The organism is Pedococcus sp. P2_A3 (genome assembly GCF_056405035.1).
In genome coordinates, this window is the sequence record NZ_JBFUCW010000009.1 from 18,023 (window position 1) to 35,644 (window position 17,622).

The window sequence follows — 17,622 nt, forward strand, 5'->3', positions numbered from 1 at the left end:
GTCACCCTGCGGGGAAGCGGTACTCCAGGAGATAGCTGGGGGCGGCCTTCACTGTGTCCGTCATCTCGACTGGAGATCCGTTCGTATCGAACGCGATTCGGCGCACGGTTAGGACGGGAGTTCCGTCGGAAAGTCGAAGTCTGCGGCGCTCCTCTGGCGTGGGCATCCGAGCGCCGACCTCTTCCGTGAACTCAGCCAACGTGTGGCCAAGCCCTTCCAGCCGCGCGTAGATCCCGCCCGGCCCGGTGTGCCGCTCCTCGATTGGCGTTCCCTTCGCAATGGCCGACGGCACATAGGACACGGCCAGCTCCACTGGCTGGCCGTCGATCAAATACCGCCGACGTCGAGCCAGCACCTTTGCCCGGCCAGCAAGGCGCAGACCTTCTCGCACCTCTGGAGTCGCCACTTCATGGCCGACTTCGAGCTCGTCAACGCTCGGCGCCCCAACCCCCTCCGCCTCAGCAATAAAGGCCGCCTGACCAGATTCACGATGGCGACGCGCAAATCGATCGGAGGCGACGCGACGAACAACCGGACGTCCTCTCACGAAAACCCCGCGGCCATGCTCAGCGATGATCAAGCCCTCAGCCTTGAGGCCCGAAAGGGACTGACGTACCGTCATGCGGGCGACGCCATACCGCTCCATCAGTTGGCTCTCAGAGGGCAGCCGATCCCCAGGGGCGAGCGTCCCGGCATCGATCTGTGAGCGGAGGTCGTCTGCGATCTGCTTGAAGACTGGACGATCCGCCGTCTTGTCGACGGTAACTGATTCCACGGCATGCAGCCGGCGCTCTGCGGCGGCATCACTTCGTCCGCTCATGACTCCTCCACACATCTGTACTACCTACACTGTGTCAGAAGGAGGCCTCCACATGGGACAGACACCACGCCATTCGGTCAGCGTCGCAGCTGTGATCCTCGACGACGACGCCAGTCAGGTACTGCTTATCCAGCGCCGCGATAACGGTCGCTGGGAGCCTCCCGGAGGCGTGCTCGAACTAGACGAGTCAATCGAGGACGGCCTACGGCGCGAAGTGCGCGAAGAGACCGGCGTCGAGATTCACATCGAAGCCCTGGGCGGCGTCTACAAGAACATGACTCGTGGCATCGTCGCACTGGTCTATCGATGCAGCGCAGCTTCTGCCCCAGTCACCGAATCCGAGGAAGCCATCGCGGTTGCTTGGCACCCGGTGGCCAGCGTGAACAACCTCATGCCTTCTGCCTACGCCGTCCGCATTCACGATGTGCTTGGGCATGGCCCGGCAACTACCCGCTCTCACGATGGGACAAAACCTCTCGACTGACGGCAGCCCGCGCCCAGCGAGACCATCTGCTTCACCTCTACCTCAAACGAGCTCCGCGGACCCAACACGCTGATGGCGTCAGTTCAGCGCGAGGCGAACCGAAGTTTGCCGTCAAGATCCGGCGGTTCGGGGGCCAGGTCAGGACGAAGTTGATGCGCCAGCCACCACGTGTTCGCTACCAGGATCAAGCCGTCACGCGCCATGGCACACCCGGCTTGGCGGATCTCTGGATCCCCTAGCGCGTCGAGGATGTCGGCCTCATCGTCCGCGTGAACCAAGTCGCTGTACAGCCACTTACGGGCGATTTCGCTGTCCCAGATCGGCTTCAAGGTCATCTCGCCGGTCACTTGGTTGCCAGCCATGATCTGCCACCTTGCGGCCGGGTAGCCCCGCCAGTCTTTGTCGAGGTTGTCCAGGTGCGCCGCGATTCGTGGGTCAGCTGCCCCCGGAAATGACCGCAGCGCTGCTCGCACCTTCGAGTGTGCGAGCGTGTCCTTGGCCAAAGTGAACGGTCGTAAGAGCACCACGACGTGCGCGATCGTCTCCTCGTCGGGGAGGTCGCCGAACGACATCTGAGCTCCGGGCCAACCCTCCGTGATCCGCACCTTGATCTGCGTACCGAGCGCCAAAGCGTCGGGGCGCTTGGCGAATCCCGAGTCGAATATCCGTGCGGCTCGACGGATGAAGAGCTGCGTCGTCTTGTCGTGCTGATCGATACCCACGAGCGGAGTCTGTCGCACGTCCCCATGCGCGCGGTCGCCGCCATGGCCATGGAAGCCGCTTGCAGGCCCTGGGAGCCCCAGACCCGGCGCCGCGTCGTTTGGGTCAAAGGGTTGTCGGCGGTAGATCGAAGCCGTACCCTGTACAGAAGAAATACGGCACTCTTGACAACTCGATACGGAAGAACTATTGACATTAGGTATGCTCGATACGGGATAGTGTCATACACGGCCCCGCAGGATCCGCCACTTGCGCAAGGCCGGCAGGCATACCGGTTACGAGAGAGAGAGGCCGACGATGGCTGTAAAACTAACCGTCAACTTGTCCGAAGAAGTGGTGGACGCGTTGAAGGAGATGGCTGATGAGGACGGAACATCAGTCACAGAACAACTGCGTCGAGCCATCTCGACTCAGAAGTGGCTTCACGACGTCCAGAACAGAGACGCTCGGATCCTCGTCGAGGATCCCAAGCGCGGCACGCGCGAGGTGGAGTTCATCCGCTGAGCGCTGACAGGAGGCAAGCATGCCGCCCCAGCGACAAGAGATCGTTGACCTGGTAGGGGAAGACCCTGCCGCCACCGTCAGCGATGCCTCGGCTCCCCCATGCCTGTGCACCGGGGAGCACAAGAGCCGCCACAAGGTGGAGGGCCGTCACCGGGCCACCACCCAGCTGGACCTGTCCGATGAGGACGAGAGCTCGACGCTCAAGGGCGTCGAGCTCTCGTCGTGTTTGTGTGCTGCGGGATTTGCGTACATGGCCACATGCGGACCGGGGCGCCACCGGCCGAACTCTGGGGCTTACCGGTGCATCACGTCCGCAGAGCTAGCCCACTGCACCTGCGGCGAGTGGCTCCAGCGCATCGCGAACTGTTCAGGCTGCCCGTTGGCCGCGGGCCGCTGTCCCGACGATGGCATCGAGTCCGATGATGAGTGAGCCGCAGGCGGACACGGGGGCGGAGCTAGGTGCCGAGACGGTCCCGCCCGACCCAGAGGCCTCTCAGCGCGGCCTTTCCGCGCCGCGCGACAAGAAGTGGGATCCGATCAGGGCACATGACGAGACCGCGGCAACCATCGCGACCCGACTTGTCCTCCTGTTCTTCATCACCCTGTACCTAATCATCTGTGTCGCCGCAGTCACGGCGTGGTGGCACCCGGGATCATTGAAGGACCTCGTGGCCTTCTTCGCCGTCATCGTCTCAGCGCTCGGCACGTTGCTCGGTGGGATCACGGGGTACTACTACGGCAAGAGTCGGGGACACGGCTAGACACCGGGCCCAGGTGGCCACGTCGATTCTCAGCCTGACCAACCGCCAACGCGGCGATGCATTCACCCAGCGAGTTACCTCAATCGAAGGTCCCAGGCGTCCCTCTCACCCGACCGGCGCATCAGCCACGGAAGCGACACGCCTCGCTGTCATGGCGGTTGCGGCATTGACCTCTAAGTGATCAAGGGCGGCGCTTCGCGCCGCTCGGTCCGGGACCCGCGATGGGGCCCCGCGCTTCGGGCGCTTCGCGCCCTACGCGCACCCCACCGCACCCGGACTAGTCAAGCCAAACGCGATCACACCGACCAACGAATCGGGCATGCTGACCCTCATGGCCAGCGACCAGAACAAGCGACGGCAGCAAAAGGCAGCGCGAAAGCGACACAGGGACACGAGGAAGCCCGTTACCGAGCCGTTCGCCACCGGCCGGGTCTTGGGGGATGGGTGGAGTTCGTTCGACGGCCTCGACCGAGATCCGTTCGACCTCCAGCCGCCGCCCGACTCGCTCCTGGACACTTCCGAATGCCCCGTGGCTTCGCGCTGCGAAGGTTGCGGCGCTCCAGAGCAGCTGACTGCCGTCACCTCAGCCTTCACCGGCAAGGTCGACCAGTGGAACGTCGCATGCGCCACCCTCTGCCAAAGGTGCGATGGTCGCTCGTTCCTGACGCTTCTTGGCCCAGAAGGCCTCCAAGCGGCCATGAGGCGGCACGCACATCACAAGGCCGCATAGCTACCAAATCCAAGGCGGGACGCCCCAGTCAGCACGCTTTTCGCTGACTACCGATCCGACGCGCCATCGTGCGCCACCTCCGGATCGTGTCAAGGACGCTACGCGTCGCTACGCGATGACCTGCGATCACCCTTGACTCGACCACTCCGGCGGCGATCGGCTCCGCTATCGGCTCGGTGGCAGTAGGCCGTCGGTGGTTCGCCTGCGTTCCGGTCGAAGGTCATTGAACCTCTCCCTCGACGACGCGAGTCCCCTTCACTGCCATCCAGGTCACCAGCCGGACTTCGTGCTTCTCGATGTCGGGCAGCGGCTCGCGCGGGGGAGGGGCGGTGATGCCCGCTTCATCGAGGACCTCCCGAACGAGTTCGATGCGCTGCTCATCGGTGGCACCTTGATTAAGCGCCCCGCGCACTTGTCGAGACACTTTGGCCGTAGGGACGCTGCGCAGACGACTTGCAAGGTCGATGCGCTCGTCCTTATCCATGAAGGTGCCCCGCTGCAAGACGAGTGCGTAGGCGTCTCGGAACGACAGGGGGAGGTCGGGTTGGAAGGCGTTGGGGTCCGTCAGGTCTTTCCAGGCCGCGTATGCGCTATCTCGGGCTACCTCCCACGCGTCGAAGGCGCGATCGTAGACATCCTCGGGCAGCCATCGCTCCGCCGTTGTGTTCTGTGGGTCCGAAACTCGGAGCGAGATGAGCGTATCCGGCGAAACAATCGGCGACCCGTCTTCGGTGTAGCGCAGCGACCAGTTGTGATCCACCGGCACATAGCGAAACCACGGCTTCGCGCTGTTTCCGATCCGGACACAGAAGACGTACCCGTTCCCGTTCACGACCGGGTTGACGAAGCCACTGCCCGCGCCGAAGGGAAGGCTCAGCACGCCTTCTTTCAGGACAGACTCCATGTTGAAGGCGCCGAATAGCCTACGGCGGTACTCCTCGCCCGAGAGGGATGCACTGGAACCACCCGCGTCAAGTAGCTTCTCGAACTCGTCCGTGACCTGGTCGTCGGCGAGATTGACCTCGTGACCAGGACCCCGTCCCGGGAGCACTTCGCCGGCACCGACAGCAGCGTCAGCCAGCGCCAATTTCCTCTCCAAGCGAGCTTCCAACTCCAGCAACTCGTCGAGTCGCGCCGCCGGAAAGAAGAGCCCCAGGTAGACGTAATCGTGCTTTGATCCGATGCGGTCCACTCGACCGTGTCGCTGGACGATGCGCATCGGGTTCCACGGTAGATCGTAGTTGATCATCTGGCCGGCCTGCTGAAGGTTTACCCCTTCGGCTAGAACGTCCGTTGTGAACAGGATGTCGAACTCGTCCTTGGCTATGGGCTCCCCCGCAGCGTTGCGAGGTCCAGCCGTTAACGGCGCGAATCCCGCGATTGTGGAGGCGCGTCCGCCTTGGTCGACACCACCGCTAGCGCCGCGCTCATGGGTCTTCGCGTACGACCCCATGACAGGCGGTGCTACTCGGTCCTTGTAGTCCGCAAGCGGAGATCCGGCAGGCGCCTTCTTGATTGCGTCCTCGACGGCATCGTAGATCGGCAGGATCGTGTCCGTGAATGCCGAGAAGATGATGACCTTGCGTCGGTCCGAGTGCGACAACCCGCGGGGGTCCGTACGCTGGGCGTCTCTAGCGATTTGCGTGAGCTCATGAATCAGTTTGTCGACCTTGGGCTCGGTGCCCTTGATGACGGCAGCTGCGAAGTCTCGCAGTTCGCACAGTAGCGCGACGTCTGATTGGACATCTGCAGCCAGTTCGGTCAGGTGGTAGCCGTCGACCGACTCGATCTGGTCGTCCTTGTCGAACTCGAGGACGAACTCGTCAAGGTCATCTGAGTCCGATGAGGCCCACTCGCTGAGGGCTTCGCCTTTTAGGACAAAACCCTTTTCGAGCGCCTCAAGGAAGGCTTCATGGGAGGCGACCATGTTCCGCAGTGACGCATGCAACGCTTGGGGACTCGACTCTAGTCGCTTCAGCAGGCCCGACCGAAGAAGGCCAGCGTTACTGATCTGATACTCCTGCAGGTCGTGGTCGACGGTGTACATGCTCGACAAGTAACGAGCGAGCATAAGGCGCTTAGGATCGCGGCTGCGGTCCTCCCAGGCACGGGGTGCATGCGGGTCCGTGGGATCGTCGAGGGCGTAGACCATTGCGTCGATGAGGGCTAATCCGTCAGCGTCGAGGGCGTACTGGATGCGACGCACCTTCGGCTGCGGGAACTTGATCGTCGTCGGTTTTCCATCCGGGCCCACGATGAGCTCGTTGGCGTAGTGCTCCTTGACGAACTTGCGCGTCCGTCGCACGGCAACCTGGTCCATGAGGTCGAAGAGGTGCTCCGGCGTAAGGTTGGCCGGATCAATGGCCTGTGCTTGCTTGATGTACTCCTTGATGCTCGGAATGCCCAGCGACGCGAACCGGGCATCGTCACGGATGAAGTACTTGACTAGCGTCTCAAGGTCCGTAAGCGAGTTGTTGACCGGTGTCGCGGTCAACAGGACGACCTTCTTCGGGTTGCCAGCCGTGATCACGCGGTCCACCGCGCCCGAGCGCTGCGCTCCGGAGTTGCGGAGGTTGTGTGCCTCGTCGATCACGACGAGCGAGTAATCCTCGATCTCCTTGAGGAATGCGTCGACCGGTCCCTTGTCCGGGTCTAGACGATTGCGGACCTCCTCGTAGGAGTAGACCTTTACCCATCGACTGAAGTCGTGCGTGACCAAGAATGGCTCCCACATCGACGTTTTCAGCGCGGCCGGTGCGACGATGAGAACGCGCTGTCGGTTGATGTTGGCGGTGCGGTAGATGACCTCGCCAGCGAGGAAGGTCTTACCCAAGCCAACCTCGTCCGCGACCAAGACCCCGCCATGCTCGTCGAGCAGCCGCTCCATGCGCGCTACACCGTCGGCCTGGAAGCGCGTGAGATTAAGGCCGGTGCGGACATTCGGGTTCTCATCGACGTCGAGGTGCTCGCCGTACAACTCCCAAAGCATCCGTAGGTAGACGATCCAGGGTGTATGCGGATCCCACAAATGACCGTAGAGCCCAGCAAGGTCGTATTGGTCGCTCATACCCCAGAAGTGCTCGAACCACTCGCGCACTTTGGCCGCCGAGCTGGTGCCCCCGCCAGTGCCGAGGTTCAGCTCAGCGTTGTGGGCCAAGCCCGCGTACGTCATGTTGGACGACCCCGCGATAGCGGCCTGCGCTGCTCCATCCTCCACGAGGTATGCCTTGCCGTGAAGGAACCCGCCGGAGTAGCGCCGGACTTCAACTTTCGCTGTTCCGAGGGGGTCAACGCTCTGCAGCCACTCGACCATTCGCTTCGCCGCCGTCGTGGGCACTCGCGCGAAGCCCATCGTGTCGCGCTCTGCCTCAAGCCACATTTGGTGATGCTCGATTGCTGCGTCCCTACGCGCGTCCTGGTCAGAGTCCCCCGACGTAATCGCGCGAACCGAGTCTCCTTCGGGCTCTGCGCCTAGCAGCAGGCGGACCCGCGGGGCTGTCTCCAACTCGTCAGCCAGCAGCGCGAAGCCTGCTGGGTTGACGTACGCCGTGGCGATGGCGATGGGCGGAGCCGTCACCTTGTTCTGACGAAGAACCCGAAACAGCTCGTTGATCTTGTCCGCGACCGTCGTCGCGGCGTCACTCGGCGCGTGATTAGTCGCGAAGTCAGGAAGCTGGCTCATGCTCCGTCCCTCCACCTTCGGTAGTGCGTTAGCACCGCGTCGAGGCGGGCCTGGTAGTTCCATCCACGGTGAAAGGTCGCGAAAACGTACTCGACTTGATCCTCGGTGAGGCCATAGAGCACGCTCACCAGCGCATCAAGTTCGGCTAGGAGGTCATCCTTCTCTGCCGGGGTCTTGACCGAACCCACCGGAACACCGACCTCAGCCGCCCAATCCGCGTACCGGTCATCAACGGCAGCAAGACGGCCACTGATTGAACGCAATCTCGCTCCTGCCTCTGTTTCAAATCCCCCCCACGGCACGGGCAACCGGCGCAGGACTCCAAAGGTCAGATGCAATTCGACCCAACGGCGGGCGGACCAATCGAACGGGATGCTCCCCATGACTCCCAGAAGGAATGCCTCATCTGGTGGGCCACCGCGGCGGGTGACGACCATATGGGCAGGGTCAACGACAGCACGACCAGGCGGCAGTAGGCAAGCAATCGCAGTCCTGGTATCGGTAGCCCTTGCGATCCCACGGTAGGCGATGCGGGCCTTATCCATCTGCAGTTTGTTTGGATGAATCGGCAAACCAAAGTATGCAGATCGTGAGGTCTTGACCGCCCGAGAGAACTTGTTCGCGAGGTATGGGCGCAACACCGCGGGCTTTGAGTAGGCGTAAGGCAGGCCGGCGTCCGGATTCCAGATGTTGAATCCCGCCCCAGTCGTGACAGCAATTCTCCCTCGGGCCTCCTCGACATCGAATTCAAATACAGACTTGTCCTTGGTCGCGTTCATGTCACCTTGGATCAATGAGAACTCGCGATCATCCTGCAGGTCGCCAAACATCGGGCTGTGCATGAGCTGGCGAAGTACATCGGCTGCACGTGCGTCAGGCACGATTGGGAAGGCCGCCGTGTCTGACCACGACACAAACTCATCGGCAGGGACCTCTGCGAGTCGAGTCGCGTTTTCCCGGAAGTCACGTTCGCTGTTAAATGGGCCTGACCAGCGCACGACCCTCTCTCCGCCCTTTGCTATGACAACAAACGCGATCGTGTACCGGGGCTCCATATCGAATGCCCAGCGCCGAGTGTTCTCGATGAAGCACACGTCTGTGAAGGCACCGCCGGCCAGCACGGTGCTCCGCCACTCGGCAAGGGAAGCACCTGAGACAGCGCCGCGCGGAAGTACTGTTCCCGCACGGCCCCCTTCCCGAAGCAGTTGCCAATTTCGCCAGGCGAACATCTGATACATGTCCAAGTGTGCAGCGCCTACGCCTGGATATGGCCCCGCCGCAATCGCACGCCTGATCTCCTCGACGTGCGAGATCTCTTCTTGATACTGGCGTTCGAGGTCCAGGCGTTGGGCCCGGAACGCCGCGAGCAGTGGGATTCGCCGAGCCTGAGGCGTGCTTCGCAGTCCCGGGAGGCGCAACCCCCACCAGTGATGCTCCGCGATGTGAAGCTCTTCCCATGGCGGGTTGCCAAGCAGCACATCGAATCCGGGGTTTTCGCGCAAGAAGACTTCCGGAAATAGGTAGGGCATATGGGCTGGAGACAAGTCTTCGGCGACCTGGGCAACCGCAGGCAGCTTCAGCACCTGATGGAGAGTCTCTTCATCGAGAATGAGTTGAGGCACTATGTGGCCGAGGCGGGCGGCGACTGCGGCGTCAAAGATGCGCCGAGCCGTATCGGCGGCCGCCCGTGCCTCTGCGAGAAGACGCGCGCCCTCCTCGACCTCTGCCTTGTTGGCCTCGCTGGCGTTGGCCACGTCAATGAGGAGAGTCTTCGATGACGCGAGCTGGTCCGTGAGCATGTCGTCAAAGAGGCTCATCTCGCCAGGACTCCGGTTCGGCTGGAGAGCATCGAGGGCCTCGTCGACGGTGCCGATACCGGTCAGGCTATTTGCATTCACAAGGCCGTGGTCGAGGTTGCTCATCGGCAGGCCAGGCACGAAAGTGTGAATCCAGAGTGCGAGACGAGCCAACTCGACGGCCATCGGGTTTATGTCCATGCCGTAGATGCAGCGGCGCGCCACCTGACGGCGCAGCAGTCCAACCTCGTCGACCTCACTCTTGGCGACATCGTCGGTGCCGAGCGCATCGCGAGCAACGGCCGCGAGCCGCAACAACTCCTCTGTAACACCGGGCAACGAGTGCTCGGTGAGGAAGGTCCGCATCAGCGCTTCGATCTTGTCGACCGCTGCAACAAGAAAGTGCCCAGAGCCCATAGCCAAGTCAGCGACGCGGAAGTCGAAGAACTCCCGCCCAGCGGCCGATGCATCACCCTCCCTCAGGGAGGCGGCGATCTTCTCAAGGTGGGCCGACAGCGTGGGAACGATAGAACGTTCGATGAGGTGGTCGACGACGACTTTCGGTGTGAAGTAGGAACCCGTCGCCTTCCGCTCGCCCGAAGCCGTATGGAAGTAGACAGAACCGGACGGTGCCGCCACTACATCGCCCTTGTTGGCCGGCACCCAGGCGCCACTGCTGTCTACAGTTAAGTCTTCCTCTGCGAGTGAGAGCGAGCTCTCCAGAAGCCCTTCGTAGATCGTGCCGAACTCGCGAACACTCAGCGACCGGAAGTCAACGGGCCCGAGCACACCGTCGTCGGTCACGTCGATGAGGAGGCTCTTCAACGCAGGCCCGAGCACGTTGTCCGGCAGATCTATCTTTTTGATAAGTGCGCCCTCGGGGGCACGGTCCGGATCGGCCGCAAAAAGACCGCCGTTGTAGGGAGGGATTTGCCACTGCGGGTTCCCTTGGTCGATAGCGTTCCAGACCTGGACCAAGTCCAACCAGATGGTCGACGAGTTTCCGAACTCCTGGAGCTCTGAGGCAAGCAGCCGCCTAGCATTCGTCTTCAGACTGTTGGCATCGAAGCCCTCATTCCGCCCTGACGGCAGGAGACCTCGGTCCTCGGCATAGGCCTGAAACAGCAGACGGAAGAGGATGCGAAGGGTGACACGGTAGGCGAGCGCAAGACCATCGGAATCGAGCTTGACCCCAGCGTGCTGGGCGAGCCTTTGCGCGACCTCCACAGCGACCGGAGGAACGATCTCATCGTAGATGCGTTCGCGGAGACGAGCCCCAAGCTCGCTGGCATAGCGAGAGCTGTCGCGCAAAAGCTCGTCGGCGGTTCCGTTGGCTGCGAGCGCGTCCGCCGAGAAGATCAGCGGCAGGAGCGCGGCGTACTCAAGATCGACGGTCGAGAGGTCGACCTCGAAGAACGTCTCGGCCTGCCCCTTGGAGCCAACGCCAACCCCATCGCGACCCGGGTAGAGCCGAATCTGGTCTTTGCGCAGAACCACCAGCCACGGGACCTCCTGTCGTGAAGCGACCGCAAGGCCGAAGGCCACCGGCGAGAGCTGGAAGCGCTGGGTCTTGGCGTCGAAATGCTCGGAATCGTCGAGCAAGACGGCGATCGCCCTAGGGGGGTGTCCGCCGATGGACAAAAGCATTGTTCCGTTCGGACCGGGCTGTGTATCGAACCCGAGGGCCTCGACGAGCTGCTTGCCTCGTTTGGTGAGGAGTGGCCGAGCCTTGCTACCCAGCCCGTCCCAGTCAGAGCGCTTTGGCACGTTGCTCACGATGTGATGAGACGCAAACAGACCGCTGTTGCTGAAGCCCGCAACGCCAGTCGAGTCGTTCGCCTTGCGGAACCCTGCCAACCGCTCTGTCGCGGCCAGCACGTCGGGCTCGGCGAGCACCGACTGGAGTTGCCGTTGCGCCTGTTCCACCGGAAGTTCGATCGGCCGAGCCTGCTGGTCAGGACCGAAGAGGTGAACGCTGCCTTCGTGGATCACAGCGACGACGAGCTGAATTTGCGTCTTGCCCTTCCGCGCGGTGAACAGATCCCGCAGTGCCTGTCGCGACGGCGCGATCACGGCAGTGGCGACTGCCACTTGGAATCCGCCAAGTCCGAACGGGTCAGGGCCCAGGAAGATCCTGTCCGTCGTAAGACTGGCCGGCGCAGACGCATCGGTCCACGGCACAGCCTTGTCGGCGGTCAACCTCACGGTGCTACTCCTCGGCCTTCACTCTGGGCCGCCATGGCGCAACCCCAGACGGAAACCCTATCGACCGGGCTCGCCAGAACCTGGGCATTCGGCGTGAATCGACACCAAGACTCAAGACGTCGGAGGCGTGTAATCCGAAGCAGGGAACTCCGCGCGGCCGTAGGCTCTTCCAGCCGAGGCCTACAAGGCTCGTCTGAGCGCCGTCCCGGCTATGCACTGCGACGGGACGACTACCATCTCAGCGACCCGCAAGAAGTTCATAGGCCGCCTCCTTGTGGCACGGATGTGGCACAAGGACGGGGTAAGAAACACCCAGCGACCGCCAGTAAATGACAAGCATCCACGCTCAAATTCAGATTCGGGACTCGCCCCGCCCGGCCGCCGATGCGACTCCTAAGGCGGGTGTCGGCAGTTCGAATTTGCCCGAGGGACCACCACGTTTTCGCAGTTCAGAGGCTTGGAGGGGCGCAATCGCGGCCAAGTGACACCGGGACGAGCGCCACCCGTTGGTTCCTCTGACTGGTCCTCCAGATGCATCTTCTCCTTCAACCCGCTCAGGAGTACCGTCCACAAACGGACCACCAGACACCTGTTGGAGGACGTCATGCGCGCTCGGGCACGTCTCGGAACGACAGTCATCGCAGTCATCCTGATCGCCGCCGCCAATGCGACCGCCGCGCCAGCATCCGCGCCTGGTGGCGACGTCCGACTCAGCAACGACACAGGCGGGGGCTACACGAGTACGTACACGATGGCGACCGGCCAGCCCTACACCGACGCCACGCTGTCCGAGTGCTCGCGCTCTCGAGGCCGGCAGAACGAACCCTCGGTGGCTATCGACCCCCGTAACCAGCAGGTCTTGGTCGGCAGCTCGAACGACTACTGCGGCGTGTACAACGATGGTGTCGACGGCGACGGTGCTCCGATCCCGTCGGGGCCGATCTGGTTGGGCTACTACCGCTCCACCAACGGTGGCGCGTCGTTCAGCAGCTCCTTGGTACCCGGCTACCCGGGCGACACCAGCCCCTATGGCGCACGAGCGCACATCCGCACCGCCGGCGCCGGTGACCCTGTGCTGGCCTGGGACAACCACGGTCGCCTCTTCGCTGGCTCCGAGAGCTCAGACGACCCCGCAGGGTCGAAGAAGACCTTCGGTGACGTCTGGGTGGCCACCTTCCAGAACCCGCTTGGTCCGTCGAGTACTGACACCCTGCGCGACGGCACCGAGTTCGTGGGATCCGAGATCGTGGCCCGGGGCTCGTCCGCGCCGAACCTGAGGGGCAAGTTCAACGACAAGACCGCGATCGAGGTCGACCGCACCGGCGGCTCGTGTGACGGCAACGTGTACTTCGCCTGGTCGCGCTTCAACAACAACAGCAGCAACATCTACCTGTCCCGCTCGACCGACCACGGGCAGACCTGGTCAGCGCCCAGCCTGCTCACCACCAGCGTCAACGACGTCCAGGCCCCCGAAGTCACCGTCACCGGCAACGGTCACGTCTATGTCACCTGGGTGGCCACCCTGGGCAACAAGAAGACAGAGACGGATGCCGTGCAGTACGCCAAGAGCACGACGTGCGGCGCCACCTTCGCCCCGGCCGAGACGGTGGTGACGTTCGAGGGCTATGCGCACCGGGACAGCGGCTTCCGCGACTGCGGTGACGCCGCCAGCGCCTGCCCCTCCGGCTACACGTTCTTCCGCGCCGACACCACGCCCCGCTCGGCCACCGACCAGAACGACCGCTCGGGCGAGAACGTCCACATCGTCTACGACGCGGCATACGGTCCGGAGGTCCCGACAGGGACTTCGTACGGCATGGTCGCCGACGGCGTGGGGACGCTCTCGGTTGCGTACTACGTCGTGCTGAACGGCGCGACGGGCACCCACACCGCTCCGGTCCTGGTCGACACCCCGACCAAGCAGCACCAGCTCTTCCCGGACGTCGCCGTGAACGCCGGAACCGCCCACGTCATCTGGTGGGACAGCCGCAAGGACTCCAGCTGCGCGACCGCGGCGGAGTGCGCCCGCCAGCCCATCGGCAACACAGCGGACAAGCGGGTCGTCCAGGACGCGCTGGACGTCTACGCGAAGGCCTTCTCCCTGACGGCCGGCCCGGGCGCCGCCTCGGCAGTCCGGGTGACTGACACGTCGAGCAACCCGAACTTCGAGCAGTTCGGCGGAAGGACCGTGCCGTTCGCAGGCGACTACCTGTGGGTGGACAGCGTGGGATCCACGACCTTCACGACCTGGACCGACTGGCGTGACACCGTGTCCGGGTCCGACGCCCGCGAGACCCCCGTCGCCGGAACCCCCGAGCCGGGGGAGGGAGCCGACGTCCTGCAGTGCCGCGCCACCCCGACATCGGGCGATACCTGTCCACGGGACGGCGGCCTGGACCAGAACATCTACGGCGACCTCGCCCCCTAGGGCGACCTCGCCGCGAGACCGACACCGGCGCAATATCGGCGAAGCCTCCACTGGATCGGGCCGGTCGGTCGTCGCAACTCAATCTGTTCTTCGCACCGGCGCGCCCCCTGAGGATGCTTGCACCGGGTCAGAGCCCGCCGCTACCGGCGGTCGCGCGCGGCCCAGCCACGGTGTCCTCCCGTCCCGCGAGCGCCGCACGGGCACGGCGGGGCCCGGGATCGCGAGTGAGGTCCAGCGACAGTCGGGCGAGCCGGGCCGACGCGTCCGGCGCAAGGGCGAGGAGGTGCTCGGCAGCGGTCCGCAGCTGCGCGGGCGTGGCCGCGTTGGGGTCGAGCGCCTCCCCGAGGCCAGCCGCCTCGATCGCGGCCGCCCCGGCGAACTGATCAGTCGACAGGGGCAGGAGAAGCAGCGGCACCCCCGCTGCCATCGCCTCGGTGACGCTGTTGTTGCCACCGTGGGAGATCGCCAACACGGCCTGCCCCAGGATCGTGACCTGGGGAAGCTCGGCGCGGACCAGCCACGACGCGGGGATCGGACCGAGCTCGTCACGAGACGTGGAGCCGGCTGCGAGCGCGACCCGCACGTCGAGGCTGCGCAGCGCCTCCGCGACGCGAGCCAGCACGTCCGACCGCACGGAGAGGAAGCTGCCGAGGCTCACGTAGACGACGGGTGCGCCATCGCGGGCCAGCCAGGCCTCCACCTCCTCATCGGGCTCCTCGGAGCGCACCGAGGATCCGAGGAAGGCGTGCCGGGGCAGGAGCGCGGTTCGATCGGGCGCGTGCAGCTCTTCGGGGTAGTTGAGCAGGAGGACATCGCCGGTCTCGGCGAAGGCGTCGTTGCTGGCGACCGCACCTGGGTCGAGGGTGGCGAGCACGGCATTCCACTGCTCGGTGAACGCATCGCGCACCCCCTCACACTGGCGGCGGAGGGCGCCGAGGGCACCCGGGTCGGGCTGCAGCCGCGTCGGCCAGGCCGGCGGATAGCCGTAGACCTCGTCACCCACCGTCAGGGCGGAGGGGTGCCCGAGGACGACGTCGGCATACGGCACTCGCGCGCTCGTGAGGCCCAACCGGGCGCTGAACGCGAGGTGGTCCACGATGATCTGGTCGGGGCGGACCCGGTCCACGAGGTCCTGCACCTCACGCGCGACCCGCAACGGCTCCCACAGCAGGTCGTCGCCGCGGGCGGCCGCTTGGAACGCGAGGGTCGGCACAGCACCGAGACGAGTCGCCTCGAAGAACCCCCGCAGCGCCTCGTCCTCGCCGCGCGGCTGGTCCTCGGCGCGGATGACTCCCGGGTTGGACCCGCGCCCCAGGGAGAGGTCCTCGCGCTCGAAGCCGAACCTGCGCACGATCGCGTCAGTCGCCGGACCCGTGGCGACGACGACCCGTTCGCCCGCCTCGGCCCACGCGGTGCCGAGCGTCGCGAGTGGAAGCAGGTGTGAGGCGTAGTCAGGACTGATGACGAGCAGCGTCACGGGTGACCTCCGAGTAGACCGCGGCGAGGGACGAAGCCATCGTGGCGATGCTGAACTCATCCTGCACCACGTCCTTGGCGTGCTGGGCGCGGGCAGCGGCCCCCGGGGCAGCCGCCAGGCCCAGCGCCGACACGACTGCACCCGCGAGGACGTCGGTCGAGGTGGTGTCGACCAGCAGGCCCGTCACTCCGTGCTCGACGTAGGTGGCGGGTCCACCCCCTCCCGGGGCGACCACGACGAGCCCCGACGCCATCGCCTCGAGGATGGCGATGCCGAACTCCTCCTTGAGGCTGGCAGACACGTACACCCCACCCGGCGCGCTGAAGCCGGCCCGGCCGAGGCGGACGGCTGCCAACCAGGTGGCGACCACACCGTTCGGGCGGTGGCCCGCCAACAGCAGACCGCGCTCGGCGGCCTCTGAGCGGGGAACCGACGCATGGATGCGGGCAAGCTGCCCGGCCTCGTCGTCGGAAGGGTCGCCGAGGTCGCCCCCGACGACGAGCAGGTTGCACCGCTCGGCGCACCGCGGGTCGGACGCCCACGCCTCGACGAGCGTCGCCATGCCCTTCACCCGGTGCAGCCGCCCGACGGTGATCGCGAGCGGGAGCGTGCGGCGCTCGGGAGGAAGGGTCGAGAGCAGGGCGTCGAGCTCGGCCAGCGCATCTCGAGTCGCAGCGGAGACGTCGACTCCATCGGCGGCCTCGGCCACCTCACGGGCGGCGCGCTCGAGGGGGGCGAGGTCGATGCCCTCGGGCACGACGACAGGACGGTCGCCGGCCTCCGGGTCGAGGTGCAGGAGGTCGCGCAGGTCGCGCTCCAGCTGCGGTCGGGGGAAGACGACAAGGCCCGCGGCGGCGGCGGCGAGGTCGCGCAGCAGCAGCACCCGGAAGACAAGGTGCTCGGCGTGGTCCGCCGAGCCGAACGTGGCGCGGGTGAGCAGGCCCGATGCCTCACGTGCGGCGATGAGCGCGTGCGGGTCAGGCGCGAGGGTCAGCACCATGGGGATCCCCAGCTCGCGCGCCACGTCGGCTGCGGCCCACGACCCGACATCAGCCATCCGCAGGTGGAGCACGTCGACGGGAGCAGCTGCGCGCAGAGCGCGACGCAGCCCCTGCCGCACGGTCACGCGAAGCGGCCAGGTCTCCGCGGCGGGCCGAACGGGCCCGGGTAAGGGGATGCCGAGGTAGTGGTGGCCGGGGGCCAACCAGTCCTCGGGCAACCGACCGCCGTCGTCGTGCCGACGCGAGAGGGTCAGCACCCGGGCGATCCGGGGGTCGTCGACCAGCGAGTCGCCGAGTTGGACGAGCAGGGTCGCGATCCCACCCGTGTCGCCCTTGCCCGCGTGCATGAGGCTTCCGTCGATGTCGGCGTGCAGGAAGAGCTGGGCGACCGTGAGGCCGGACGGGTCGGGATCGAGGTCGTGGTCGGGGTCGTGGTCGGGGTCGTGGTCGGGGTCGTGGTCGGGGTCGTGGTCGGGGTCGTGGTCGGCGGGACGCGCTCGAGGAAGGTCAGCCACGTCATCGTCGTCGGGAGCGAGGAGCCCCCAGGCCTCGAGCGTGGCCTCGGCCAGCATGCCGAGGAAGCCGCCCTCCTCCATCGTCACCCGCAGGGTGCCGATGACATCCGGCAGCACGGGGCACGAGCGCAGGGCCCACACGGCGTGCTCCCGGAGGAACGGCACGGGAGAAGTCAGCAGCGGCACCACGAGCGCGGCGGCGACGGCCACTCCCCCGGCTGCCGCAGCGTGCACGGCGACAATCGCCGTCAGCTGGTCGGTGTCGTCGTCGATGGCGTCGCGCAGCGCGCGCATTGCGGCATCGCCGTCGACGCGCACGGTTTCCGCGAGCGGGTCGATGAGGTCGACCGCCTCGAGGAAGGACGAGGCGGACCGGACCGCATCGAGCCTGCCCAGGGTCGGCGCCGGAAGGGTGGAGGTCACGCACGCATGGTAAGTCGAAACCTTGGACAAACCCTAGACGTCAGGCCAGCGCACCTGCCGTCGAGGCGACGCGGCC

The 17,622-nt window shown here is 65.2% G+C and carries 10 protein-coding genes; 4 read left to right on the forward strand and 6 right to left on the reverse strand.

The genetic code is table 11. The annotated features are described in order from the left end of the window. Position 1: 1 nt before the first annotated feature. On the reverse strand, positions 2 to 820 hold the full coding sequence (locus tag AC1DX8_RS09290) for a GntR family transcriptional regulator (protein WP_477629636.1): 819 nt from the start codon (positions 818 to 820) through the stop codon (positions 2 to 4). A 52-nt stretch (positions 821 to 872) separates the two neighbouring features. Between AC1DX8_RS09290 and AC1DX8_RS09295 the strand changes: the two genes are divergently transcribed. Beyond that, entirely contained in the window at positions 873 to 1,304 is a 432-nt protein-coding gene (locus AC1DX8_RS09295) for an NUDIX hydrolase (RefSeq protein WP_477629637.1), read from the forward strand. A gap of 83 nt (positions 1,305 to 1,387) precedes the next feature. Here AC1DX8_RS09295 and AC1DX8_RS09300 read toward each other — a convergent pair whose 3' ends face one another. After that, positions 1,388 to 2,026, reverse strand: a complete 639-nt coding sequence (locus AC1DX8_RS09300) for a hypothetical protein (protein WP_477629638.1) — start codon at positions 2,024 to 2,026, stop codon at positions 1,388 to 1,390. Positions 2,027 to 2,273: 247 nt separating this feature from the next. On the opposite strand from AC1DX8_RS09300, the gene AC1DX8_RS09305 reads away from it, so the two are divergent. Next, positions 2,274 to 2,528 (forward strand): ribbon-helix-helix protein, CopG family, encoded by a 255-nt coding sequence (locus AC1DX8_RS09305; RefSeq protein ID WP_477629639.1) that lies wholly within the window; start codon positions 2,274 to 2,276, stop codon positions 2,526 to 2,528. 422 nt (positions 2,529 to 2,950) lie between these two features. Further along, positions 2,951 to 3,289 carry a hypothetical protein gene (locus AC1DX8_RS09310; protein WP_477629640.1) on the forward strand — a complete coding sequence of 113 codons (339 nt, stop codon included), beginning with the start codon at positions 2,951 to 2,953 and terminating at the stop codon, positions 3,287 to 3,289. Positions 3,290 to 4,239: 950 nt separating this feature from the next. Here the strand turns inward: AC1DX8_RS09310 and AC1DX8_RS09315 are convergent. After that, complete coding sequence (locus AC1DX8_RS09315) at positions 4,240 to 7,701, reverse strand: helicase-related protein (protein WP_477629641.1); 3,462 nt, start codon at positions 7,699 to 7,701, stop codon at positions 4,240 to 4,242. Continuing rightward, on the reverse strand, positions 7,698 to 11,702 hold the full coding sequence (locus tag AC1DX8_RS09320; RefSeq protein ID WP_477629642.1) for an Eco57I restriction-modification methylase domain-containing protein: 4,005 nt from the start codon (positions 11,700 to 11,702) through the stop codon (positions 7,698 to 7,700). The genes AC1DX8_RS09315 and AC1DX8_RS09320 overlap by 4 nt, the downstream gene beginning before the upstream one ends. An 829-nt stretch (positions 11,703 to 12,531) precedes the next feature. Between AC1DX8_RS09320 and AC1DX8_RS09325 the strand changes: the two genes are divergently transcribed. Further along, a complete protein-coding gene (locus tag AC1DX8_RS09325; protein WP_477629643.1) occupies positions 12,532 to 14,130 on the forward strand; it encodes a sialidase family protein in 1,599 nt (532 codons plus the stop codon). A 127-nt stretch (positions 14,131 to 14,257) separates the two neighbouring features. Here AC1DX8_RS09325 and AC1DX8_RS09330 read toward each other — a convergent pair whose 3' ends face one another. Beyond that, a complete protein-coding gene (locus tag AC1DX8_RS09330) occupies positions 14,258 to 15,607 on the reverse strand; it encodes a nucleotide disphospho-sugar-binding domain-containing protein (protein WP_477629644.1) in 1,350 nt (449 codons plus the stop codon). Further along, a complete protein-coding gene (locus AC1DX8_RS09335; RefSeq protein ID WP_477629645.1) occupies positions 15,582 to 17,546 on the reverse strand; it encodes a glycosyltransferase in 1,965 nt (654 codons plus the stop codon). Before AC1DX8_RS09335 ends, AC1DX8_RS09330 begins: the two co-directional genes overlap by 26 nt. Positions 17,547 to 17,622: the final 76 nt, after the last annotated feature.